The 18,618-nt window shown below is 61.2% G+C and carries 18 protein-coding genes and 1 pseudogene; 11 read left to right on the top strand and 8 right to left on the bottom strand.

Features of this window, described 5'->3' with window-relative positions; all coding sequences use genetic code 11:
• Positions 1–3: 3 nt before the first annotated feature.
• Genes L286_RS41660 through L286_RS47555 form a run of 3 tightly spaced genes read right to left on the bottom strand, consistent with a single transcriptional unit; the run spans position 4 to position 4,665 of the window.
• A complete protein-coding gene (locus tag L286_RS41660; protein ID WP_020817584.1) occupies positions 4–2,217 on the bottom strand; it encodes a peptidase domain-containing ABC transporter in 2,214 nt (737 codons plus the stop codon).
• Complete coding sequence (locus L286_RS41655) at positions 2,214–3,473, bottom strand: HlyD family secretion protein (RefSeq protein WP_020817585.1); 1,260 nt, start codon at positions 3,471–3,473, stop codon at positions 2,214–2,216. Before L286_RS41655 ends, L286_RS41660 begins: the two co-directional genes overlap by 4 nt.
• 13 nt (positions 3,474–3,486) lie before the next feature.
• Positions 3,487–4,665 carry a JmjC domain-containing protein gene (locus tag L286_RS47555; protein ID WP_025161210.1) on the bottom strand — a complete coding sequence of 393 codons (1,179 nt, stop codon included), beginning with the start codon at positions 4,663–4,665 and terminating at the stop codon, positions 3,487–3,489.
• 224 nt (positions 4,666–4,889) lie between these two features.
• Here L286_RS47555 and L286_RS41650 point away from each other — a divergent pair, with 224 nt between their 5' ends.
• From L286_RS41650 to L286_RS41605, 11 genes are all read left to right on the top strand, one after another.
• Positions 4,890–5,552 carry a sigma-70 family RNA polymerase sigma factor gene (locus L286_RS41650; RefSeq protein ID WP_115288577.1) on the top strand — a complete coding sequence of 221 codons (663 nt, stop codon included), beginning with the start codon at positions 4,890–4,892 and terminating at the stop codon, positions 5,550–5,552.
• A gap of 133 nt (positions 5,553–5,685) precedes the next feature.
• Positions 5,686–6,633 (top strand): FecR family protein, encoded by a 948-nt coding sequence (locus L286_RS41645; RefSeq protein WP_200862223.1) that lies wholly within the window; start codon positions 5,686–5,688, stop codon positions 6,631–6,633.
• Positions 6,634–6,973: 340 nt separating this feature from the next.
• Positions 6,974–9,889: a TonB-dependent receptor gene (locus L286_RS41640; protein ID WP_084498553.1), complete on the top strand. Its 2,916-nt coding sequence runs from the start codon at positions 6,974–6,976 to the stop codon at positions 9,887–9,889.
• A gap of 116 nt (positions 9,890–10,005) precedes the next feature.
• Positions 10,006–10,785: a Slam-dependent surface lipoprotein gene (locus L286_RS41635; protein ID WP_025161209.1), complete on the top strand. Its 780-nt coding sequence runs from the start codon at positions 10,006–10,008 to the stop codon at positions 10,783–10,785.
• A gap of 72 nt (positions 10,786–10,857) precedes the next feature.
• Positions 10,858–12,366 (top strand): surface lipoprotein assembly modifier, encoded by a 1,509-nt coding sequence (locus L286_RS41630; protein ID WP_020817591.1) that lies wholly within the window; start codon positions 10,858–10,860, stop codon positions 12,364–12,366.
• 46 nt (positions 12,367–12,412) lie between these two features.
• Entirely contained in the window at positions 12,413–13,018 is a 606-nt protein-coding gene (locus tag L286_RS41625; protein WP_020817592.1) for a biliverdin-producing heme oxygenase, read from the top strand.
• Positions 13,002–13,421, top strand: a complete 420-nt coding sequence (locus L286_RS41620; RefSeq protein WP_021223878.1) for a YbaN family protein — start codon at positions 13,002–13,004, stop codon at positions 13,419–13,421. The genes L286_RS41625 and L286_RS41620 overlap by 17 nt, the downstream gene beginning before the upstream one ends.
• Positions 13,418–14,287 (top strand): energy transducer TonB family protein, encoded by an 870-nt coding sequence (locus L286_RS41615; protein ID WP_200862224.1) that lies wholly within the window; start codon positions 13,418–13,420, stop codon positions 14,285–14,287. The genes L286_RS41620 and L286_RS41615 overlap by 4 nt, the downstream gene beginning before the upstream one ends.
• A 157-nt stretch (positions 14,288–14,444) precedes the next feature.
• Positions 14,445–14,663 carry a LysR family transcriptional regulator gene (locus L286_RS49405; RefSeq protein WP_235181743.1) on the top strand — a complete coding sequence of 73 codons (219 nt, stop codon included), beginning with the start codon at positions 14,445–14,447 and terminating at the stop codon, positions 14,661–14,663.
• The gene (locus L286_RS41610) at positions 14,660–15,391 is read left to right on the top strand and encodes a LysR family substrate-binding domain-containing protein (protein WP_235181744.1); all 732 of its coding nucleotides are present in this window, start codon (positions 14,660–14,662) and stop codon (positions 15,389–15,391) included. The genes L286_RS49405 and L286_RS41610 overlap by 4 nt, the downstream gene beginning before the upstream one ends.
• Positions 15,388–15,696 carry a hypothetical protein gene (locus L286_RS41605; RefSeq protein WP_020817595.1) on the top strand — a complete coding sequence of 103 codons (309 nt, stop codon included), beginning with the start codon at positions 15,388–15,390 and terminating at the stop codon, positions 15,694–15,696. The genes L286_RS41610 and L286_RS41605 overlap by 4 nt, the downstream gene beginning before the upstream one ends.
• An 18-nt stretch (positions 15,697–15,714) precedes the next feature.
• Here L286_RS41605 and L286_RS41600 read toward each other — a convergent pair whose 3' ends face one another.
• The 5 genes and pseudogenes from L286_RS41600 to L286_RS41580 form a co-directional block, all read right to left on the bottom strand.
• Positions 15,715–15,936, bottom strand: a complete 222-nt coding sequence (locus tag L286_RS41600; protein ID WP_020817596.1) for a DUF2274 domain-containing protein — start codon at positions 15,934–15,936, stop codon at positions 15,715–15,717.
• Positions 15,933–17,138, bottom strand: coding sequence for a TrbI/VirB10 family protein (locus L286_RS41595; protein ID WP_020817597.1), 1,206 nt, complete (start codon positions 17,136–17,138; stop codon positions 15,933–15,935). The genes L286_RS41600 and L286_RS41595 overlap by 4 nt, the downstream gene beginning before the upstream one ends.
• Positions 17,135–17,485: pseudogene (locus L286_RS41590) on the bottom strand (TrbG/VirB9 family P-type conjugative transfer protein); the annotation flags it as partial. The pseudogene L286_RS41590 and the gene L286_RS41595, both read right to left, overlap by 4 nt.
• A gap of 178 nt (positions 17,486–17,663) precedes the next feature.
• Entirely contained in the window at positions 17,664–17,963 is a 300-nt protein-coding gene (locus L286_RS41585; RefSeq protein WP_020817599.1) for a DUF736 domain-containing protein, read from the bottom strand.
• Positions 17,964–18,256: 293 nt separating this feature from the next.
• Positions 18,257–18,511, bottom strand: coding sequence for a hypothetical protein (locus L286_RS41580; RefSeq protein WP_020817600.1), 255 nt, complete (start codon positions 18,509–18,511; stop codon positions 18,257–18,259).
• Between the last annotated feature and the right edge of the window lie 107 nt (positions 18,512–18,618).

Below are 18,618 nucleotides of genomic sequence, written 5' to 3'. Positions count from 1 at the left end.
AATCTATCTCCTTTGTTGGATGAAGAGTTCTTGCTTGCCGCTTGATAAGACTGCCGTGTCCTCCTGGACTTCATGATCTGATGATGTCGCCACGATGGAACTTCTCTCATCCGGCGCCTGAGGGGCGACTCGGATCGCCTGACCATCGACAATCTGGTAGATGATGTCGGCCATTCTGATCGTTTCAGGACGGTGCGCTACGAGAATACGCGTGCCGCCAAGCTGTTTGATGGCTTCGACCACACGGCTCTCTGTGGTCACGTCGAGATGAGCCGTGCCTTCATCGAGCATCAGCACGCCGGGATTGCGATAGAGCGCGCGCGCGAGCAGGACGCGCTGCTTCTGGCCGCCGGAGAGGTTCGATCCCATATCGCCCACGGAGGTTTCATACTTCATCGACATGCGCATGATGTCGTCATGGATGGCGGCGCGACGACAGCAATCGATGACGCGGTCCATGTCATAGTCCGGGTCGAAGAAAGCGATATTCTCTGCCAGAGACCCAGCAAACAGCGTGTCCTCCTGGCTGACAGCGCCCAGATGCATGCGATAATTGCGAGCACCGAATTCCTGGATCGGAATGCCGTCGATCAACATCCTGCCCGACGTCGGTTGCAGGAGGCCGCACAATATCTTGAACAACGTCGTCTTGCCCGCGCCGGAAGGTCCAACGAGCACCGTTGTTTTGCCCGGCTCAATGCGAAGCGACACCCCTTTGAGGACAGGCGGCTGCCCAAAACCATAGGAAAATGTCACATGTTGTAGCTCGATGACGCCGATCTGGGAGAGCGGGGCGCTTCCCTCTTCCGGTTCGCGCTGCTCCAGCGCGATGTCGGAGATGCGGTCGAGATGGACATCCAGCAGACGATAGTTCAGCAACTGGTCTATCAGCCGCGTCATGGCCCCTATGAAGCTCTGCTTATAGGCTTGGAAGGCGAAGACCATACCGAGTGTGATCGATCCGCCCAGCACCATCCGGATCGCTACATAGATGAACAGCAGATTCTCGATGGCGACGATGAAGCTGTTTGCGGTGTCGAAGCTGCCCGTTAGGCGACCCAGCCTGATCGTGCCGTTGACGACGTCAGCCTTCCTGTTTTGCCACTGGCGCTGGCGATTGCCTTCCTGGCAGAACATCTTGATCGCAGAGATGCCGCGAATATTCTCGATGAAGGCAGATGTCTCCAACGCTTGGGCGGTCAGCACATTGGCGTTGGCCAACTTCATCGACTTGAACGATGCGAGCTTCAGAAGCGCGTAGATGAACACGACCCCGCCGGTGAGGCTCGCCAGCACCGGCGAGAAGACAATCATCAGGCAAATCGTGGCCATTGCCAACGCGCCGTCGACGACCGAGCTTACCAGCCCTCGGGTTAGCAAATCCGTGATCGGCTGAAGCGAAGAAAAGCGCGACGTCACGTCACCCAGGTGCCGTTTCTCATACCATGCGGTCGGCAGGTGGATGGCATGGCGGAAAAGGTTCACCGCTGTCTGGATGCTCAGGCTGTTACTGAGACTGAGGACGAGGCGGCTGCGCACCCACATCGCGGCCGCGTTCAGGAGAAGAATGCCCGCAAAGCCAATGGCGATGATATTGAGGAGGTCGAAGTCGGAGCCGGGGAGCGCGGTATCGATCGCCAGTTGCGTGTAGAAGGGCACGACGAGCGTTACGATCTGCATGATGATCGACAGGGCCAGTATTCGCGTCAGCGCCGGCCCGATTCCCCGGATGCGCGACCATAGTTGGCTGAGGTGCAAGCGGGTGCGCTTGACCACCGGCGTAAAGGCCGTGCCTGGTGTCAATTCCAGAACGATGCCGGTGAAGTGGCCCGAAAGCGCCGCTTCGTCGAGGAGCAGCATGCCATTTGCAGGGTCGAGAACCGAATATCGCGTACCCCGCAGGCCTGGCCGCACCTGATCGAGCACGACATAATGGTTGAGGTCCCAATGCAGGATCGCAGGCAGCGAAAGTTGTTGGAGTGAAGCTATGTCGCTTTTCAGCGCGCGACTATGAAATCCCATCTGATCGGCGATCGCAATCAGATCCTTGAGCGAGCTACCACGAGTCGATAGTGGGAAACGGCGGCGCCAGGCGGATAGGTCTAGCTTATCGCCATAATGGCGCGCGACCATCGTCAGGCAGGCGAGCCCGCATTCACCGCCCTCCGCCTGACGGACATATTTGTCATGCCCGAAGAGAAAACCGCTGCCGCTCATGTCCGCTTTCTCACCGAATTAAGCGGCTGCAGGAGCCAGTCCACGAAAGACCGTCGCTCTAGGATCACCGTACCCTGCAAGGTCATGCCTGACTGGAGCGGCACAGGCTTGCCAAAGGCGGGCACCGTCTCATTGGCGAGGCGTACACGGATGAGGTACACCGGCTCCTCAATCTTCACCGGCACGTCGATTTCGCCGGGCGCATAGGCAGTCCGCGAGATTGAGGTGATGGTCCCGGCAAACGTGCCGAACTGTTTGTAGGGGAAGGCATCGTAGGAGATGCGCACTTGCTGCCCCATGCGGATGAACCCCACGGCCTTGGAAGGCGCATAGAGTTGTACCTGGAAAATCGAGTGCTGTGGCAGGACGCTCAACAACGGTACGCGAGGATCCACGCTGCGCCCCGGCGATGCCTGAAGGGCTGTGACGCGGCCATCAACGGGCGACAGGATCATGTAACCGACATCAACCCTGGCGCGCGAACGCTGTTGGATGAGGGAGCCGAGTTCACCCTGCAGTTCGGCTCGCTGGCGCAACTCATCCATCGGCAACCGCCGCAACTGCGCGGCGGTCTCGTTATGCCTCGTGGTGAGTTGAACGATCTGCTGCTTGATCTGCTCGGCGCGCTGCCGCTCGGCCAGCAAGGATTGCCGCCGCCGATCCATGTCCATCTGGCTGATGAAACCTTTCTCGGCGACAGGCGTGATCCGCCGTAGTTCGTCTTCCTTCGACCGGATGATCGCTGCCTGAATCACCGACTGCTCGCGCAGCGTGGCCTGTTCGCCCGCGTTCGTCTCGAGCAAACCCAATAGTTTTTCCCGTTCGGAGGAGAGCGCGTCGTGCGCGGCTTGCATCTGCGCCTTGACGCTATCCGTCTGGTCGGTGAGCGCCGTGAGACTGTCCTTGGCGGCTCCGCGCCGCTCCTCGTCACGCATGTCGACGCCGATGAAGGCGAGGGGCTGACCACGGCGCACGGCCGAGCCCTCGCGCACGAGAACACGCTCCGCCACGCCGGAACGGAGCGCGAAAACCTTGGCGGAAGGTTGGGAGGTCATGACCACGCCGGGCACGGCCTCTGTTCGGGGATAAGTCGCGGTCGTTGCCCAGACAATCAACGAAAGGCTGATCGCACCCATTGCTATGACAAGGCGAGAGCTGATGTGGCTGTCGGACAGGACGACATCGCCGTAGAGGCGCTGACGACGCCGTTCAGTCACCTGTTCCCGGAAAAGATTGTTCGCCGTTGAGACGGTCATGGCAACGCCCCCGTTATGCGAAGGCAGGGATCGGGGTTGCCTGCGGCACGGCGATCTGGATGATGTCGGCCTTCGCCAGGTCGCGGATTACGGCTTCCAAGCTTCCGGGTTCAACGTCCGGCATTTCCTGTTGAAGGCCATCCAGATCGAGCGCTGTGTGACGCGCGAGAAGGATCACGACACGGTGATGATCGCCTGTGAGCTGTAACGGTGCACCATTCACGTCAAACCGCTCGGCGTTACCATCAGCGTGGCGCGTATTCAGCATCAGCCGGGTGCCGGTGGAGAGCGGCGTTTCGGCCTGCTTGAGGAGATCTGCGATATTGAATGGGGAAACCACGCGCTCACGTTGGCGCGAACGAGCATAGAAGGCCTCCAAGGTGGCGGGGTGCATTAGCGCCTCGCTGACCGCCGACACGGCTTCGGCCACATGGCGGGGATCTTGCGCATCGCCCATCACCGCGTGGCGAACCTCGAGAAGGCCGGGCAGGATCGAGCCGCAGGCCCAGACGAAATAATCGAGAATCAACGGCGTGTGGATCGCCACCGTCAGGTGGAGAGTATCGCTGCCTGCCACCGGTTCGACCTTGTGCCACCAACCCCGGGGCACATATAGTGCATCGCCCGCTTGCAATATCTCGTCGATCACCGGCGCGCTGGGAAGCTCGTCCTTGCGATCGTTGCTGACCTGGCTGCTGATAGGAAGGGGGTGGGTGGGCTCGTAGATCCGCCAATGTTTGCTGCCGCCGATCTGCAAAACGAAGACGTCATGCGTATCCCAATGGACGTTGGTCGCCGGCTCGCCGCCCAGGCATGCGTAAGCGTTGGATGTCGTCTGAGCGCCTACAAAGCGGCCGATCTCGGTGCAAACTTCCCTGACGATAGGCGAGACGAGTTCGATCCGGTTCAGCACGACGGTAGCGCCTTTGGACATCATCTCATAAAGCCGCTCCTTACGAATCCGGCGAGTCCTGATCCCGATGTCCACATATTCTTCGACATAGTGGGACGGATCGACGCGGCCATTATGGAGCACTTTTAAAAGCTCTCGGGTAGGATCCTGAAGATCCAGCGCCGCATCGATTGTCGACCAACTGAAAGGTGACGGATCAAAGCACTGACGTACGATCCAAGGCTTCCGCTCGAATAATTGTTCACGGAATTCCCTTCGGTTCAAACCGAAATTAAACATTTCTACCCCCAAGCACTTCTGCTTTAGTATTATTATAGATATATTATTTCCATTCATCAGTATAAGGATTTCAACTGAATCATGGGTTTGAAGCGCGTCCCTGTTGTGAGAAATGCTATATTATGTCTGGTTGCGGTCAACTCCATTTAATTTCGCTTCGGACAATAAAGTCCCGGAATTTCAGGCGAGTTGTTCGTTGTTTATGCCGCATCGAATGAACTATCATGATTGCCCCCCTGCGGCCGTTCCGTCCTGCCGAAATTTGTCGGCCTCGAAGACAGCGCCAGCGTGGCTTCGGGCATTTGCGATTGGTTCGCAACAAAGATAATGCTACTCGCGCTGGTTGGTATCGTCGCAAGGTAGGGGCGTCGTGTTGGGTGTCTAAAATCGATAGCCTTCAGGTATTTCTTGCTGCTCAAGCGGACCTTCTCCGTTACGCAACGCGGATCACTGGCGATTCTGCAGAAGCGCAAGATGTGGTTCAGGACGCCTGGTTGCGCTTCCGCGCGACCGCTAGCTCGCGCACCCTTGAAGAACCGAGCGGCTATCTTTTCCGGATAGTCCATAACCTTGCGCTGGACAGGCAGCGGCGGGATGGACGTGAAAGTCGTATCTTCACAACCGAAGCAACCGTTGCGACCGAGCTTATACCGAGCGACGAACCCTCCCAGCAAGCGAGCACGGAAGCGAAGGACGAACTCGCCATGCTATACAGAGCCCTGGGACAATTACCGGTCCGGACCCGCCGGGCATTCGAAATGCACCGCTTCGAGGAAATGAAGTTGATTGAGATAGCGCAAGAGCTTGGCATATCGAAGAGTCTCGCCTCGGAACTGGTGATCGAGGCCGTCGAATTCTGCAAGAAGGCCCTGCGGCGGCGCCATTGAGCCATTCTCCGATAAATTTCCGGAAATGTGGGAGTCTCGTTCGTTAAATGCATAAAGCGATGGAAGCCGCGCGCGGTCTGCTCAGATGGAAAATGCTGGAAACAGGATGACTGGGGAAAAGGAGGTGGACCCAATGGGGAGCGATCTCAGTCGCCAGGCCACCGCTTGGCTGGTTCAGCTCGAGGATGAGCCGGACAATGAGGCACTGCAAGCCCAATTCATAGATTGGCTCGCCACCAGCCCCGCGCACCTCGCCGCATGGGAGGAGACCGTGCATGTGTCGGGGTTGATGTCGATCGCCGGTCCTTTACGCGCGAGCACGCCACCGTCGCTGTCGAGGCAACGAGCTTGGCTTCCAAGGTTGGGGCGCGTCAGGAATTTCGCGGGGCTGGCACTGGCGGCATGCTTCGCGTGGTTCGTTGCACCCGACCTTTCGCTTTGGGTGCGCTCGGATGAGATCACTCGAACCGCCGAACTGCGTGTGGTCAGGCTCAAGGATGGTAGCATTGCCCATCTCGCTCCGTCGACGGCTATCGCCTTTACCGGTGACGCGAAGGGGAGAAGGCTGGATCTGCTGCAGGGCGAAGCCTGGTTTGATGTCGCGCATGACGAAGCGCGGCCGTTCCGCGTCGTGGCAGGGGATAGTCGGGTGACGGTCCTCGGCACGGCCTTTTCCGTCGAAAAGATAGGCAGCAACACCGCCGTCGCGGTTCAACGAGGACGTGTGGCGGTGGAAACGCGCGATGCTGCGTCACCTCGCCGTGTCGTGCTGATTGCGGGTCAGTCAGTATGGATAAGTGAAGGCACTGCATCACGCAGCACGATCAGACCGGACAGGGTCGCGTCTTGGCGTGAGGGGGTGGCAATCGTCAACGATCAGCCGATCGGGGACGTCATCGATCAGATCCGGCCTTGGTATAAGGGCTACATCGTTGCCAGAGGGCCTGGGTTGAAGAACCGGCGGGTCAGCGGCCTCTATGATCTGCGCGATCCCGATCTGGCGCTGGAGGCGCTGAGGCGAGCGCACAATGTGACGATTTCGCGAGTGTCTCCTTGGCTGCGGATCGTCACCATCGGCTAAGCCAGCACAAGAAAATTCCCTCTCCCTTCATTTTTTCCGGAATGAGGCGGCGTTCAAACGTTGAAGTTATGCAACTGCATCGCAATAGCGATTTGGTTGGTGGTCAACGTCGATGCGGGGGTGGGTTAGGTGAGTTCGGGGAGCAGCTACAGGAAGTTCGGAAGCCGCCCGTTTTGGGCTGGGGCACTGCTCGCTTCGGCGGCGGTCGCTGGAGTGAGTGCGCCGACCGTGACTCAGGCGCAGTCGGCCGCGCCGGAGCGCGCGCGCGTTCGACATAGCGCCGCAGCCTGTTGTCGATGCGCTGACAGATTTCGGGCGGCAGTCGGGGCTGCAGGTTAGCATGGATGCCGATCAAGTTCGGGGCCTCTCGTCCCCAGGCGTTCAGGGCACGATGACGCCTTCGCAAGCGCTCCAGCGTCTTCTTGCCTCCACCGGTTTGGCGGCCCACATCGAGGGCAGGATCGTTTCGTTGCGCAAGGTCTCGGTCACTGCAGTCGATCAACCTCGGTCCGACACTATCTTCCTTGGTTCTCTTCGTGTCGAGGGTGCGCCCGTCGAAACCGCTGCTTCTGAAACTGGTGCTGAGCGCGATGCTCGGCAGAAGGCCTCCATATATGATCAGGACATCTCATCGACCTATGCCGGCAAGGAGGAGATCGAGCGCTACAAGGGCGTCAACACTGCCGACGTGCTCAAGGGCATGGTCAACGTGTTCAGCGGCGACGCCCGCAACGGCGGCGCGCTCGATCCCAGCATCCGCGGTATCCAGGGGCCGGGCCGGGTGCCGGTCATCATCGACGGCGCCGAACAGGCTCTGACCGTTTGGCGCGGCTATAACGGCGCGAGCAATCGCAGCTATGTCGATCCAAGTCTGATTTCCGGCCTTCAAGTGCTGAAGGGGCCGGTTTCGACGCGGGGCGTCAACGGCTCGACCGGCGGTGCCGTGGTCATCAATACGCTCGATGCGACAGACATCCTGAAACCCGGCAGAAATTTCGGGATCGAGCTCAAGCTCGAAGGCGGCAACAATGCAACCAATCCACGCGTGCCGACGCTACTGACGGGCCAGGATTATCGGACGATACCGGGCTTCGTCTGCACGGGGATCGGTGCCTCACCGACTTACGCCTATTGCGACCCTTCGCTGCGAGTGAACTTGCGCACGCCCGATGACAACGAATCGTTCTCAGCCGGAGATCGTGCGATCCGTTTGGCTGTTGCGGGCCGCGTAGGCGATTTCGATCTCTTCGGCGCCTATGCGTTCCGGGAACGGGGCAACTACTTCTCGGGAAAAACGGCTCCGGGCTATTACAGCCAAGAAGATCTCCCGCTCAACTCGCACACGTTCGTCCGCAAGCTCGGACTCAACTACGAGCCGGGTAACGAGGTTCCCAATACGTCAAGCGAGTTGGAGTCCTTCCTAGTCAAGTCGACATGGCGGATTGCGGACGATCAGGCGCTGCAGATCGGTTTCCGCGACAGCAAGTCGACCTTCGGCGACATTCTGCCGTCGCGCATCTTCACGGTGGACGGGCCTGCGTTCGGGAATGTCCAGTGGCCGCTCAGCAAGGTGCATGCGAAGGCCTATAACGCCGAATATAAGTGGCAGCCGGACAGCCGCTGGATCGATTTCCGCGCTACGGCCTGGGCTACCGATACGGTCAGCGACACCTACAGCTCGGGCGGATTTCCCAATGCGGCGGCCGACCCGCTCTTCGGAGGCGATCCGACTATCGTTAACACCGCCATCTCCAATTCCGACAATGACCGGTACGGCTTCACCGCCAGCAACCAGCTCAACCTGTCATCAAAACTGAGTTTCCTTTTGGAAGGAAACTGGCAGCATGAGCGCCTGCGGTCCGGTGACGAATATTCGACCGCTGCCGCCAATGGCTGGCGGCAATTGCCGCGCGCTGGGCGGCGCGAGGAATATCGCATCAACTTCAGCGGAGAATGGCGGCCGACGAGCTTCATCAAGCTCAATGCTGGCCTGTCATACTCCGGATACTGGGCTGAAGACGACTTCCTGCCGGAATATCTAAGGCAACAGGGCGGATCGATCAGCCGGCCAGTTACGACGAGCTGGAGCACATCCTATCAGACTGTCGGCTCCAGCTTCGCCGATTATGAGACCTATTGGCGTAGCCAACTCGCCGGCTTTGGCTTTTCTTCCGAGGATATCGAAGCGTTCCTTCCCGCTTTTGTGGCAGACTATGATCCAAACATCCCTTTCAACATAACTCACAACGGCCCTGACTGGGCTCCAGATGTTGAGGGTCGATTCAAGCGAGCCGACAACATCTGCCTCAATGGCTCACTGAGCAGCGTCGCGAATTATTCGGGAACCTGCGTCGCAATCGCGAATAACACGCTCGTTCCCATCACAGAGACCAGACGAAAGTCCGGCCATGGCTGGGCGCCGACGGTTTCGGCCACCGTTTATATCAGCAGTGCGAGCCGGGCCTATGTCCGCTACGCTGAGGCCTATCGCTTCCCGAGCATGTTCGAGAGCACGATTGGGTTCTCGGCCTCGATCAACCCGCTGCGCGATCTGAAGCCCGAGCGTATCCGGTCTTGGGAAGCTGCCTGGATTCAGGATCTTCGGCCGCTGTTTCGTCTCGGTGAAGGGCAGCATGCTGATCTCAAGCTGACCTGGTTCCACAACACCACCCACGATGTGATCGAGCGGAGCACCGGCTTGATGTTCAGTAACATCGACAAGCAGATGATAGCCGGATTCGAGATGCAGGCGCGCTTCGACAATGGCAGCTTCTTCACTGACCTCAGCGCCAGCCACATGACCACCAACAAGGTCTGCGATGAGAGCGTCGCAACCCAGTTAGACCCGTCGCGCGGCCGCATTCCGGATTGCGTCAAATATGGCTTCCTGTCGGGCTTCCTGCTCACGCAGGCAACCCCCGAGGAGACGGTCAACTGGACGGTGGGAGGGCGCTTCTTCGACCGCCGGCTCGAAGTCGGTGGGCGCTTCACCTGGTATGCTGGCTATGACAATCCGCAGCTCGCGGAATTCACTAATGCCGACGACTGCATCGGCGGATGCTTCCTCAACATCCCCTACACCTGGGGCGAGATCATCACGCTGGATGCCTATGCCAAGTTCAAGATCAACGACCGTTTCAGCGCCGAGCTGTCGGGCCTCAATCTCAACAACAGCTATTATCTCGACCCTCTGTCACGCTCCATGCTGCCCGCGCCGGGTCGAACGGTGCGGCTCAGCCTGACCGGGAGGTTTTGACCGAGATTCAGGGCTGCCGCCCACATCCATCAATCCTCGCAAGACCGGGATGATGGGTGACGACCCTGGATGAACGCGCTCGAAAGGTCGGGCGCTCCAACAAGCAGGAGAATAGTATGAACTTCGCACATCTCAAAGCCTTGGGTCTGGCACTCGCCCTCTCGAGCGCAATGGCTGGAGCCGCCCAGGCTCAGGTCGTCGGCGGAACCAGCGATTCCTCCAAGGTGACGATCGCCGCCAGTACCGTCGTGGGGGGACCCCACTCTGCCGGCAAGGTCGGCATCCATGTGCCCAATCTCGCGGCAGGCCAGTATATCGATTTTCAGGGCCTGCAGAGCGTCCTTGGGACGGATGCCAATGGCGTAACCACTTTCACCGCAGTCACCGGCACCGTGACCGATCACAGCCAATATGGCCGCTTCGATTTCGCCAAGGTGAGCGGCTATGATATCTATTTTGGTGAGTGGAAGCAGACTGCGAGCGTCTCCGCCGGCGATCATACCGTCTATTATGGTGGCACAGGGGCATCGACCTCAGTCCCGTCCAGCGGCTCGGCCAGCTACTCGGTCAAGGGCATCAGCGACTATCAGGGCAAGGGCATTCTGAACGGCACGTTCAATGCATCGTTCACCGGCAGCGGCGGCACGCTCACGGGCAGCCTGGCTAATGCTGGCGGAACCTATGGCGTGAACATCGGCACGGCGACCATCACGTCTGGCGGTGCCTTCGCAGGCGCTGGCGGAAGCGCGACCGGCGCCGGCGGTACACCGCTGGCCTCCAGCGGCGTGGTGAGCGGCCGCTTCTTCGGCTCGAACGTCAATGCGCTGGCGGGCACCGTCGCGTTCAGCGGTACGAACCGCCAGTACAGTACCGCTTTCGGCGGCACTAAGAACTGATCACCCATGTTGGGACCGGGGCCTCCAAAGGGGCTCCGGTTTCCGTCACCAATGATCCGGCCTGGCGTCTTTATGGACATATCAGCCTTTCGCATTTTGATCTCGTACGAGCCGCTGTTGCTTGCTCTGGCGGCCAGCTTGTGGGCGACCGTTGCCAACACGCAGACGACAAGCGGGCAGGACACGCGCCTGCGGCTTGACCAGCAGGTCGATCGCCAGCGCGTGAACCAGGAATCCCGCGCGATCGAGGACGCTGAAGCGCTCGACGGTGATACATCTTCGCTGACCGTAGACGGTCAGACTTACGCGGTTGGCAACACTGTCGATGACATCGGACAAGCTCTCTATATCTCAGTGACGCGCAAACAGTGGCCCGACGTTCGCCGTTTCCTCGCCGCCTATCAGAAGCTGGATGGGCATGATCCCATGCTGGTCGAATATGCTCTTGGTGCGCTCGCGCGCGAGAAAGGCGACCTAGCTACCGCGGAACGGCATTATCGGGCGCTGTTGGCGATAAAGGCGGATTTTGTCCCCGGTAGGCTGGAACTCGCACGCGTCCTTTTCGACAATCACAAGGATCGTGAAGCTGACAGCGCCTTCCGGGCAGCGCGCGATATGCTGGCCGATGATGGGTCACAGGCGCAGGGTGTGATCGGCACGGTCGATGCCTATCTGGGGGCGCTCAAGCGCCGCAGGAGCTGGCAGGGAAGCCTTGCTGTCGGGCCCGGATACAGCAGCAATCTCAATCAGTCGTCGGCGAGCTACACCTGCCTGCTGGCGACCGACGACGGCACCTGCCTTGTCGACCGACAGGTTCCGCCCGCGATCGCGGCCGCTGGCGTCAACTTCGAAGCCACGCTCGCGAAAGATGTTCCGTTGAGCGGACATGGCGGCCTCCGGGCGCGGGCGATCCTGTTCGGCGATGTCTATCCGGAACATCATGCCTATTCCCAGGCGACGGCGATCATGCGTCTAGGCTATCAATATCAGGCCGCCCGCAACGCCGTCTCCCTCTCGCCCTCATTCGAGATCGGTTCGCTCGGATCGTCGGAGCTCTACAGTGCGCCAGGTCTGAACGCGGAATGGACGCACACGGTCTCGCCGCGGTCGCTCTTCAAGGTTGAGGGAAATTACCGGGATTTCCGTTACCGCGATGCGGCTTTTGCTCCGCAAAATGGGCCGCTCACGGATGTTGCTATCACAGGATGGTATTCGCTGACGCCGACTTTGACCGTGTTCGGTGGACCCGATGTCATTGTGAAGGACACGCCAAGCCTTGTCGAAGCCTATCGCCAATGGGGTGGTCGGCTAGGGATCAACAAGGCTTTCGGCAATGTCGCGAGCCTCTTCCTCATGGGATCATATCGCTACCGCCGCCACCGCGCTTACAGCGAATTGTTCGAGGCGCAGCGCAAGGATCGCCAATTCAACGTTATCGGGATCGCCCGTCTACCCATCCTGAAAGTCGGGCCGCTCGTTCCCGAAATCGTTGTCCAGCACACCCGCGTCGAGAGCAACATCGACTGGCTTTATTCCTACAAGCGCACGACCGCGAGCGTGAGGCTCAGCTATGCCTTCTGATCGCCCGTGGCGCTCTTCCCATCCACATAACACAGGAGAAACACTCATGACCGTAGTGACTGCTGAACTTCCCGGTGACGAGCAAAGCCGCGCGAAGCGGCTCAAGGCGCTTACCAGCATCGTCCATGAGGGCGTCGATCGCTCGATCATGTCGGCGTCGTCTTTCGCCAGCATCGAGCGCTACAAGCATTTTCTAGCGATCCAGTATCTGTTCCACCGCGACGTGGCCACCCTCTATGCCGACCCACGGCTCCAGGCCGCTTTCCCCGATCTCGTCCAGCGCTGCCGGTTGCCGCTCGTCATGGCCGACATGGAGCATCTCGGTGTTGCGGTGCCTGAGGCCGGCTTGCCTGCTTTCGGTGCCAATGATCCACTGGACATGGGCACCGCGCTGGGCTGGCTCTATGTCGCCGAAGGGTCTAACATGGGCGCGGCCGTGCTGCGTAAGGAAGCACAGAAGCTCGGGCTGACCGATGATATCGGTGCGCGTCATCTTGCGCCCGCGCCCGAAGGACCTGCGCCCCACTGGCGCGCATTTACCGCCGCGCTGGATGCAGTCGAACTGAGCGAGGATGAGGAAAAGCGTGCCAAGGAAGGCGCACTGGAAGCGTTCGCGCGGGTCCAGGCCCATGTGGATGCACGGCTTGACTGAGGCTACCAACGCCGACCTGCTCCGGCGCGGCCGCACGAGTCGCGCTGGTTGGCTCGTCCTGGGCCTGGCGCTGGTGGCAATCGGCTTCATCGGCATCTTCGTGCCGCTGCTTCCGACCACTGATTTCATGCTGCTGGCGCTGCCCTGCTTCGCGCGGTCCTCGCCCCGGCTCGAAGCATGGTTGCTGGGTCATCCTCGCTTCGGGCCGGGGTTGCGGGCGTGGGGCGCGGAGGGCGCAGTGCCCCGCCATGCCAAGATCGCGGCGTGCATCGGCATGGCGGTGGGGTTCGGGCTGTTCTGGCTCCACGTCAGGCCCGGCCTGCTGACCGACGCCGTGGCCGCATTCATGCTGTTCTGGGCGATCTGGATCATTCGGCGACCCGAGCCGGGAGAATCACGATGAAGCCTGGAGGTTATCGCGGGGCGCAGCTTGCGGCTGCGAATGATGAAACGGCTCTCTTTGAGGGCCGTGTCGTCTTCCGAACCTATTATGTTGACAGCCCTCGGCGACGGGGAAACACGCTGCCCACGCCTGTGGCGAGACTGGAAAATGGCGAGCTGTCGCGCGGCCAGAGTCGGTATTGCGATCAGCCGATGGACTGGCGCACACGCCTATTCGGCCTTGCCGGGACTGTCTCGATCATTGGGCTGGTCCTTGCCGCCGCCTTGTTCACTTGGAAGGCCGTTTATCAGCCCGCGCGGGCCACCTCCCAGCCGCTGACAGTGATAAAGCTGCAACCGCTGGCGGCTCCCCCTGAGCCGGTCCGCAACGTAGCGCCAGGACCGGAACAAGTGGAAAAGCAGGAGGCTGAGCTTGAGCCCGTCATCGAGCCGGGCCCGATCCCCCTCGTGCAGCTCGCCGCGCCGACGGTTTCGGCAGACTTGCGAGAGCCGGGAAAAATCGTTGATCCCGGCCCCGCCGTGCCGGAAACGACCGCGCCCAAAAGCGTCGTCGCGCCGAGCGCCAACCGATTGTCCAATGACGCCCGCCCCAATTGGGAAGGCTTGATCCTGGCCCATCTGGAAGGCTTCCGCCGCTATCCTGCCCGCGCTCGGGCCGCCCGCCAACAAGGGACTGTCTCGATTCGCTTCAGAATGAATCGCGCCGGCATGGTGCTGTCATCGGCTATCGTAAAGAGATCCGGTTCGTTCGATCTCGATCATGCCGCCCTTGATACACTTCGGCGCGCGCAGCCTTTACCACATATTCCGGTAGATATGCCCGATGAAGTCGAACTGTCAGTCCCTGTGGAATACTATCTTCACTGAAGGAAAATTCAGTGCCGATCAGCGATCTTCATGATTCCGGCCCTGTCGAATGCTACGTCGCCGTAGGCCAACCATTAAACGCGCACTGTTTCGGGTGCTTGGACGAGTGCCCTCATATGATTTCGGTAGGCAAGCTAGACGTAGCCGGTCTATGTAAATGATCGAGTTGCGTCAGCTCCGCTACCTAATCGCCGCCGCAGAGGCAGGGAGCTTCAGTCGGGCCGCTCGCGGCATGAACATTAAACAGCCTACTCTCAGCCGGCATATCATCGACGTTGAGAAACGGCTTGGAATGACGCTGTTCGACCGCAGAACGCGCGGAGACACCCTGACTCCTACGGCAAAATTTATCTGCACGCGGTGCAACGGATCGTGAAGGAATTCGAGGAACTGAACGCTTGGGTGCGGGCCACGCAGAATGGTCATGCCGGTAGGCTGGCTATAGGCTTCTACACCTCTTGCTCCGCCGGCAATCTGCGCGCGACTCTCAGCGAGTTCGACGAACGTCATCCGGAGGTAAAACTGCGCGCCTTCGAGCGGGACCGCGCGATGCTGCTGGCGGGCATCGAAAGCGGCCTGCTCGACATCGCGATCATGATCGGCGAGGCACCCTATCCTAGCCTCACGAGTCGGCCACTATGGAGCGAGCGCATCCTGGTAGCGATGCCGGAAAGTCATCCGCTGACTGAGCGTGAACGCATCTACTGGACCGATCTGATCGGCGAACGGTTCCTGCTGACCGAACGAGATCCCGGCCCGGAGACGCGCAACATGCTTTTGGGCAAGCTTGGAATGCCCGGTTACACGCCGGAGCTTGACATGGAAGACATCGGACGCGATTCGGTACTCAGCGCCATTGCACTCGGCGGGCGCCTCTCAATCGTCGTGGAATCCGCGCTCGGCATCCAGGTTCCGGGAGTGGCATTCCGGGAGGTCCACGAGACCAACGGGCATATGCGGGTCGGATTCTCGGGTTATTGGCGGGAGGACAATGAGAACGCCGTGCTGCGGCGCTTCCTCGATTTCGTGGCCGTCCGCTATTCTCTGCCACCTGTGCCGGGGCCGCACCCATCGACAGAGCAATCGGGAAAGGAACCGTCATGACGCGTGGCCGGACGCTCATCATCGTGCTGGTCACGCTGACCCTCGGGTTTGGGGTTGGCTTCGTGCTGCGCCCGGTGATCGTGCCGGTCGGTCCAACGGCAACTGCCACGAGTCCGCCCGCCGCAGCGGTGGCGCCAGCCGCACCGCGCGGAACACAGTATTTCGCAGTGCATCTCGACGAGGCGCGACAGGTCGTAACGCAATGCGCGGAAGGCTCGGTAAGGGGCGACGAATGCGCCAACGCTGAGCAGGCCGTCGTCGAGGCGGAAGGTCGGGATCGTTTCAAGCGGTTCATGGGAAACTGAAAGCAGGCGAACACGCCTTCACGTCTCCTGCGCGCGGCGTCGGCGGAAGGCCCGGTCGGTTTCCATGAACCGGGTGAGCATGGGTGCTATCAGTTTCTCGGGCAGGACCGGCGCTGCCCCGGTCTCGGCGGCGAGCGCCGCAGCGTAGGCGACGAGATCACGGTGAACCGGCGCGGGCAGTTCCACGGAGAGTTTGACCGGACGGTCGTCGGCCAGCGGCCCGAGCTTCAGTTTCGTCATCGCATCGCTCCGATGGGTTCGAGCACCAGGTCGCGTGTAATGATCACGCGCAAGGGGTGCCCCGGCCGGATGGTGAGCGTCGGCTGCACATTGAGTTGTCGACGTACGATCTGTTGGCCGGTCTGATTGATGGTGTCCTGCGATCCACGCCGCAGCGCGCGGGTTAGATCGTCCTCGCTGTCGGCGCCCAGCTCGGCACCCATGCCGAGCAATGTCGAGATGGCCGCCGCCCTGAGCAGATTGCCCCAATGCTGGTTCACTCGATCCTGTAGGCCCGCAAAGCCGGCTCCGTCCGCGCCAGGCTGACGCTCGAGAACGATCGAGCTGCCATCCGGCATGATGAGCCGGTCCCAAGCCAGCAGCACGCGGGTCTGCCCGGCGGCGATCTCGCTGTCATACTCGCCGATCAGCCGCGCGCCCTGCGGGATGAGAAGGATACGGCCCGTGGGGCTGTCATAGACATTCTGCGTCACCTGCGCCGTGATCTGGCCGGGAAGGTCCGACCGGATGCCGGTGATGAGCGCGGCCGGGATGATGTTGCCGGCCTGAACGATGTTGGGCGACGTGGGCGGGGTCAGGCGCTGGACGCTTACAGTGCGCTGGTTCGACGCCTGCGCCATGAAGGCCTGCTTGGCGGCCTGATCGTTCTGAGCGGCGCTCGCCGGCTGCGGTTGCGGCGCAGCTTGCTCTGGCAGGACCAGCGAAGACGCTGGCGCCGTTCCGATATTGCCAGCGTTCCCGCCAAGGAACACGCCGCTCATGCGCGCCACGTCGCGCTCTTGCTGCGCGCGCGGGCGGGCGGCTTCTGCGGCCTGGGCACGCGCATCGGGCTGCGCACCAACCGGAGGCACCGGGACATTCTCGCCGCGCCGCTGGGCGGAGACGATGGGACCGCCGAGGTCGCCGGGGAGCGGCGGCCCGAGCTTCGGCGCCTGAGCATAGTCCCTCGGTCCAGAGGTGATGGTCTCGGATGTGGCGCGGCTGTCGGTGCTGTAGAGTTCCTTCGCTTCCTTCTCGCCTGCCGGTCTGAGCGCATAGATCAGCGAGCCGCCGATACCGAGGCCGGCGGCGATGCCCATCGCGGCCAGTGCTTTGCGCGACAGACGCATGACGCGAGGGGGATCGCCGCGAACCTGAAAGGCTTGGGGATCGGGACGCGGCGCCAGCGGTTCGGGCGGGGCATTATCGATGGGGTCGTTCACGGCCGCCGCTCCCTTCCGTCGTCGCGCACGATGCGGACGCGCTGCTCGCTGCGACGCTCGCCCAAGCGGAGCTCAGCGGCGGCGAACAGGCGATCGATCACCATGTAGCGGCCTCGCACGCGATAGTTGACCAGCTCGGCACCGCCGGCTGCGCCAGCCACGAACAACGGCGGCATCTCGCCTTGCGCGATCCCGCCCGGGAACTCGATGAAGACCTGGCGACTATCGTCGAAGGCGCGAACTGGCTTCCACGGCGCGCGGTCGCCCTCGATGCGGTAGCGAAAATTGAGCGCAGACACTTCCACGCCGTTCGCCACCGGCGCGGTGTTTGCCGCCGCGGCGTTGCGGCCTTATCGGGTCGCTGGTGAAGACATCGAGGAAGCGTCACTGGAGTCAGTTCTGTCGACCAGCTTCACTTTTGTGTGCGGCGTGATCGCTACGAGCCAGGAGTATCTGGCGCCCCTTCCTTTCCCAAGTTGACGGCCGAGCGCCCCGCTCGGTTGAGCGGGGCGTCGTCGACCCCGGCTAGCGGGACCAAATGAGGGCGTATTCGCCAGCGGTCTCGGTTTCGGACAGGGTCGCATAAATGGGAGCCGGGAAGATCGGGTCGTCCAACTTGACCGAGATGTAGTCGCGGCCTTCGCGGCTCGCCTTCTTCCAGGCGGCGCCGATATCCATGTCGCCGACGCTGGCCCGGAAGTCGGGGGATTTCTCGCTATCCTTCTCGACCGGGCGAAGGGTCGCCTTGGTGTTGAGCGTGAGCGTCTTGATGACGCCGGTGAACTCGCCCGTGGCATTGGCGGTGAAGGTGCCGATGGTGGCCATGTCGTAATCTCCTGCTTGCTCGGACCGCGTCCATCGCGGCCTCGATGGTGGTTCACGGGCCGGAGCGATCGACCGCGCATCCCTGCGGGACCGCAGCGAAGCGGAGGATAGCGGGGCGCAGCTTTTTTGATCTCGCGATGCAAAGCCGCAGGCGGCGGAAAAAAGCTGCGCCTCCGCCATTGCGCTCCGGGAGAGCGAGGCTAAGCCGTCTCCGGTCAGACCGACCATGCAAGAGGCCATGTGGGCAGCGTGCGTCACACGATCAGGAGGTGATGGCGGGCAACGGCCCTGCGCTATGGCAAGCCGTGCTTGGCGCATGCAGCCTCGATGGCGTCTTGGATTTGCTCCGCTACACCGGGATCGGCCGGCTTGCCCTTGGGAACCTGGACATTCGCGAGGAACCACCGAGCAATCTCGATGCCTTCGGCTGCCCAGCGCGGGTCGTCGCTTGCTAGCGGGTCGAGGATGTGCCGGATGATGACAGGATTGCGGGCCGAACTCCCGCTTAGCATGGGCTCGTGCGGATAGCCCTCCGGTGCGAACGCCATGTTGAGGTTCAGGGCGGCATGGCGCCGATCCGATTCCTCCCTGGCCCAGACTAGGCTCAGGACCTATTAAATGGCTTGCAGAGATACAGATTGGTTGATTCGATGGC

Origin of the sequence: Sphingobium sp. HDIP04, from assembly GCF_000445085.1 — a bacterium.
In the GTDB taxonomy this organism is placed as follows: Bacteria; Pseudomonadota; Alphaproteobacteria; order Sphingomonadales; family Sphingomonadaceae; genus Sphingobium; species Sphingobium indicum.
Note: the sequence above shows the minus strand (reverse complement) of the source record. Positions and strands in the feature narration are given on the sequence as shown.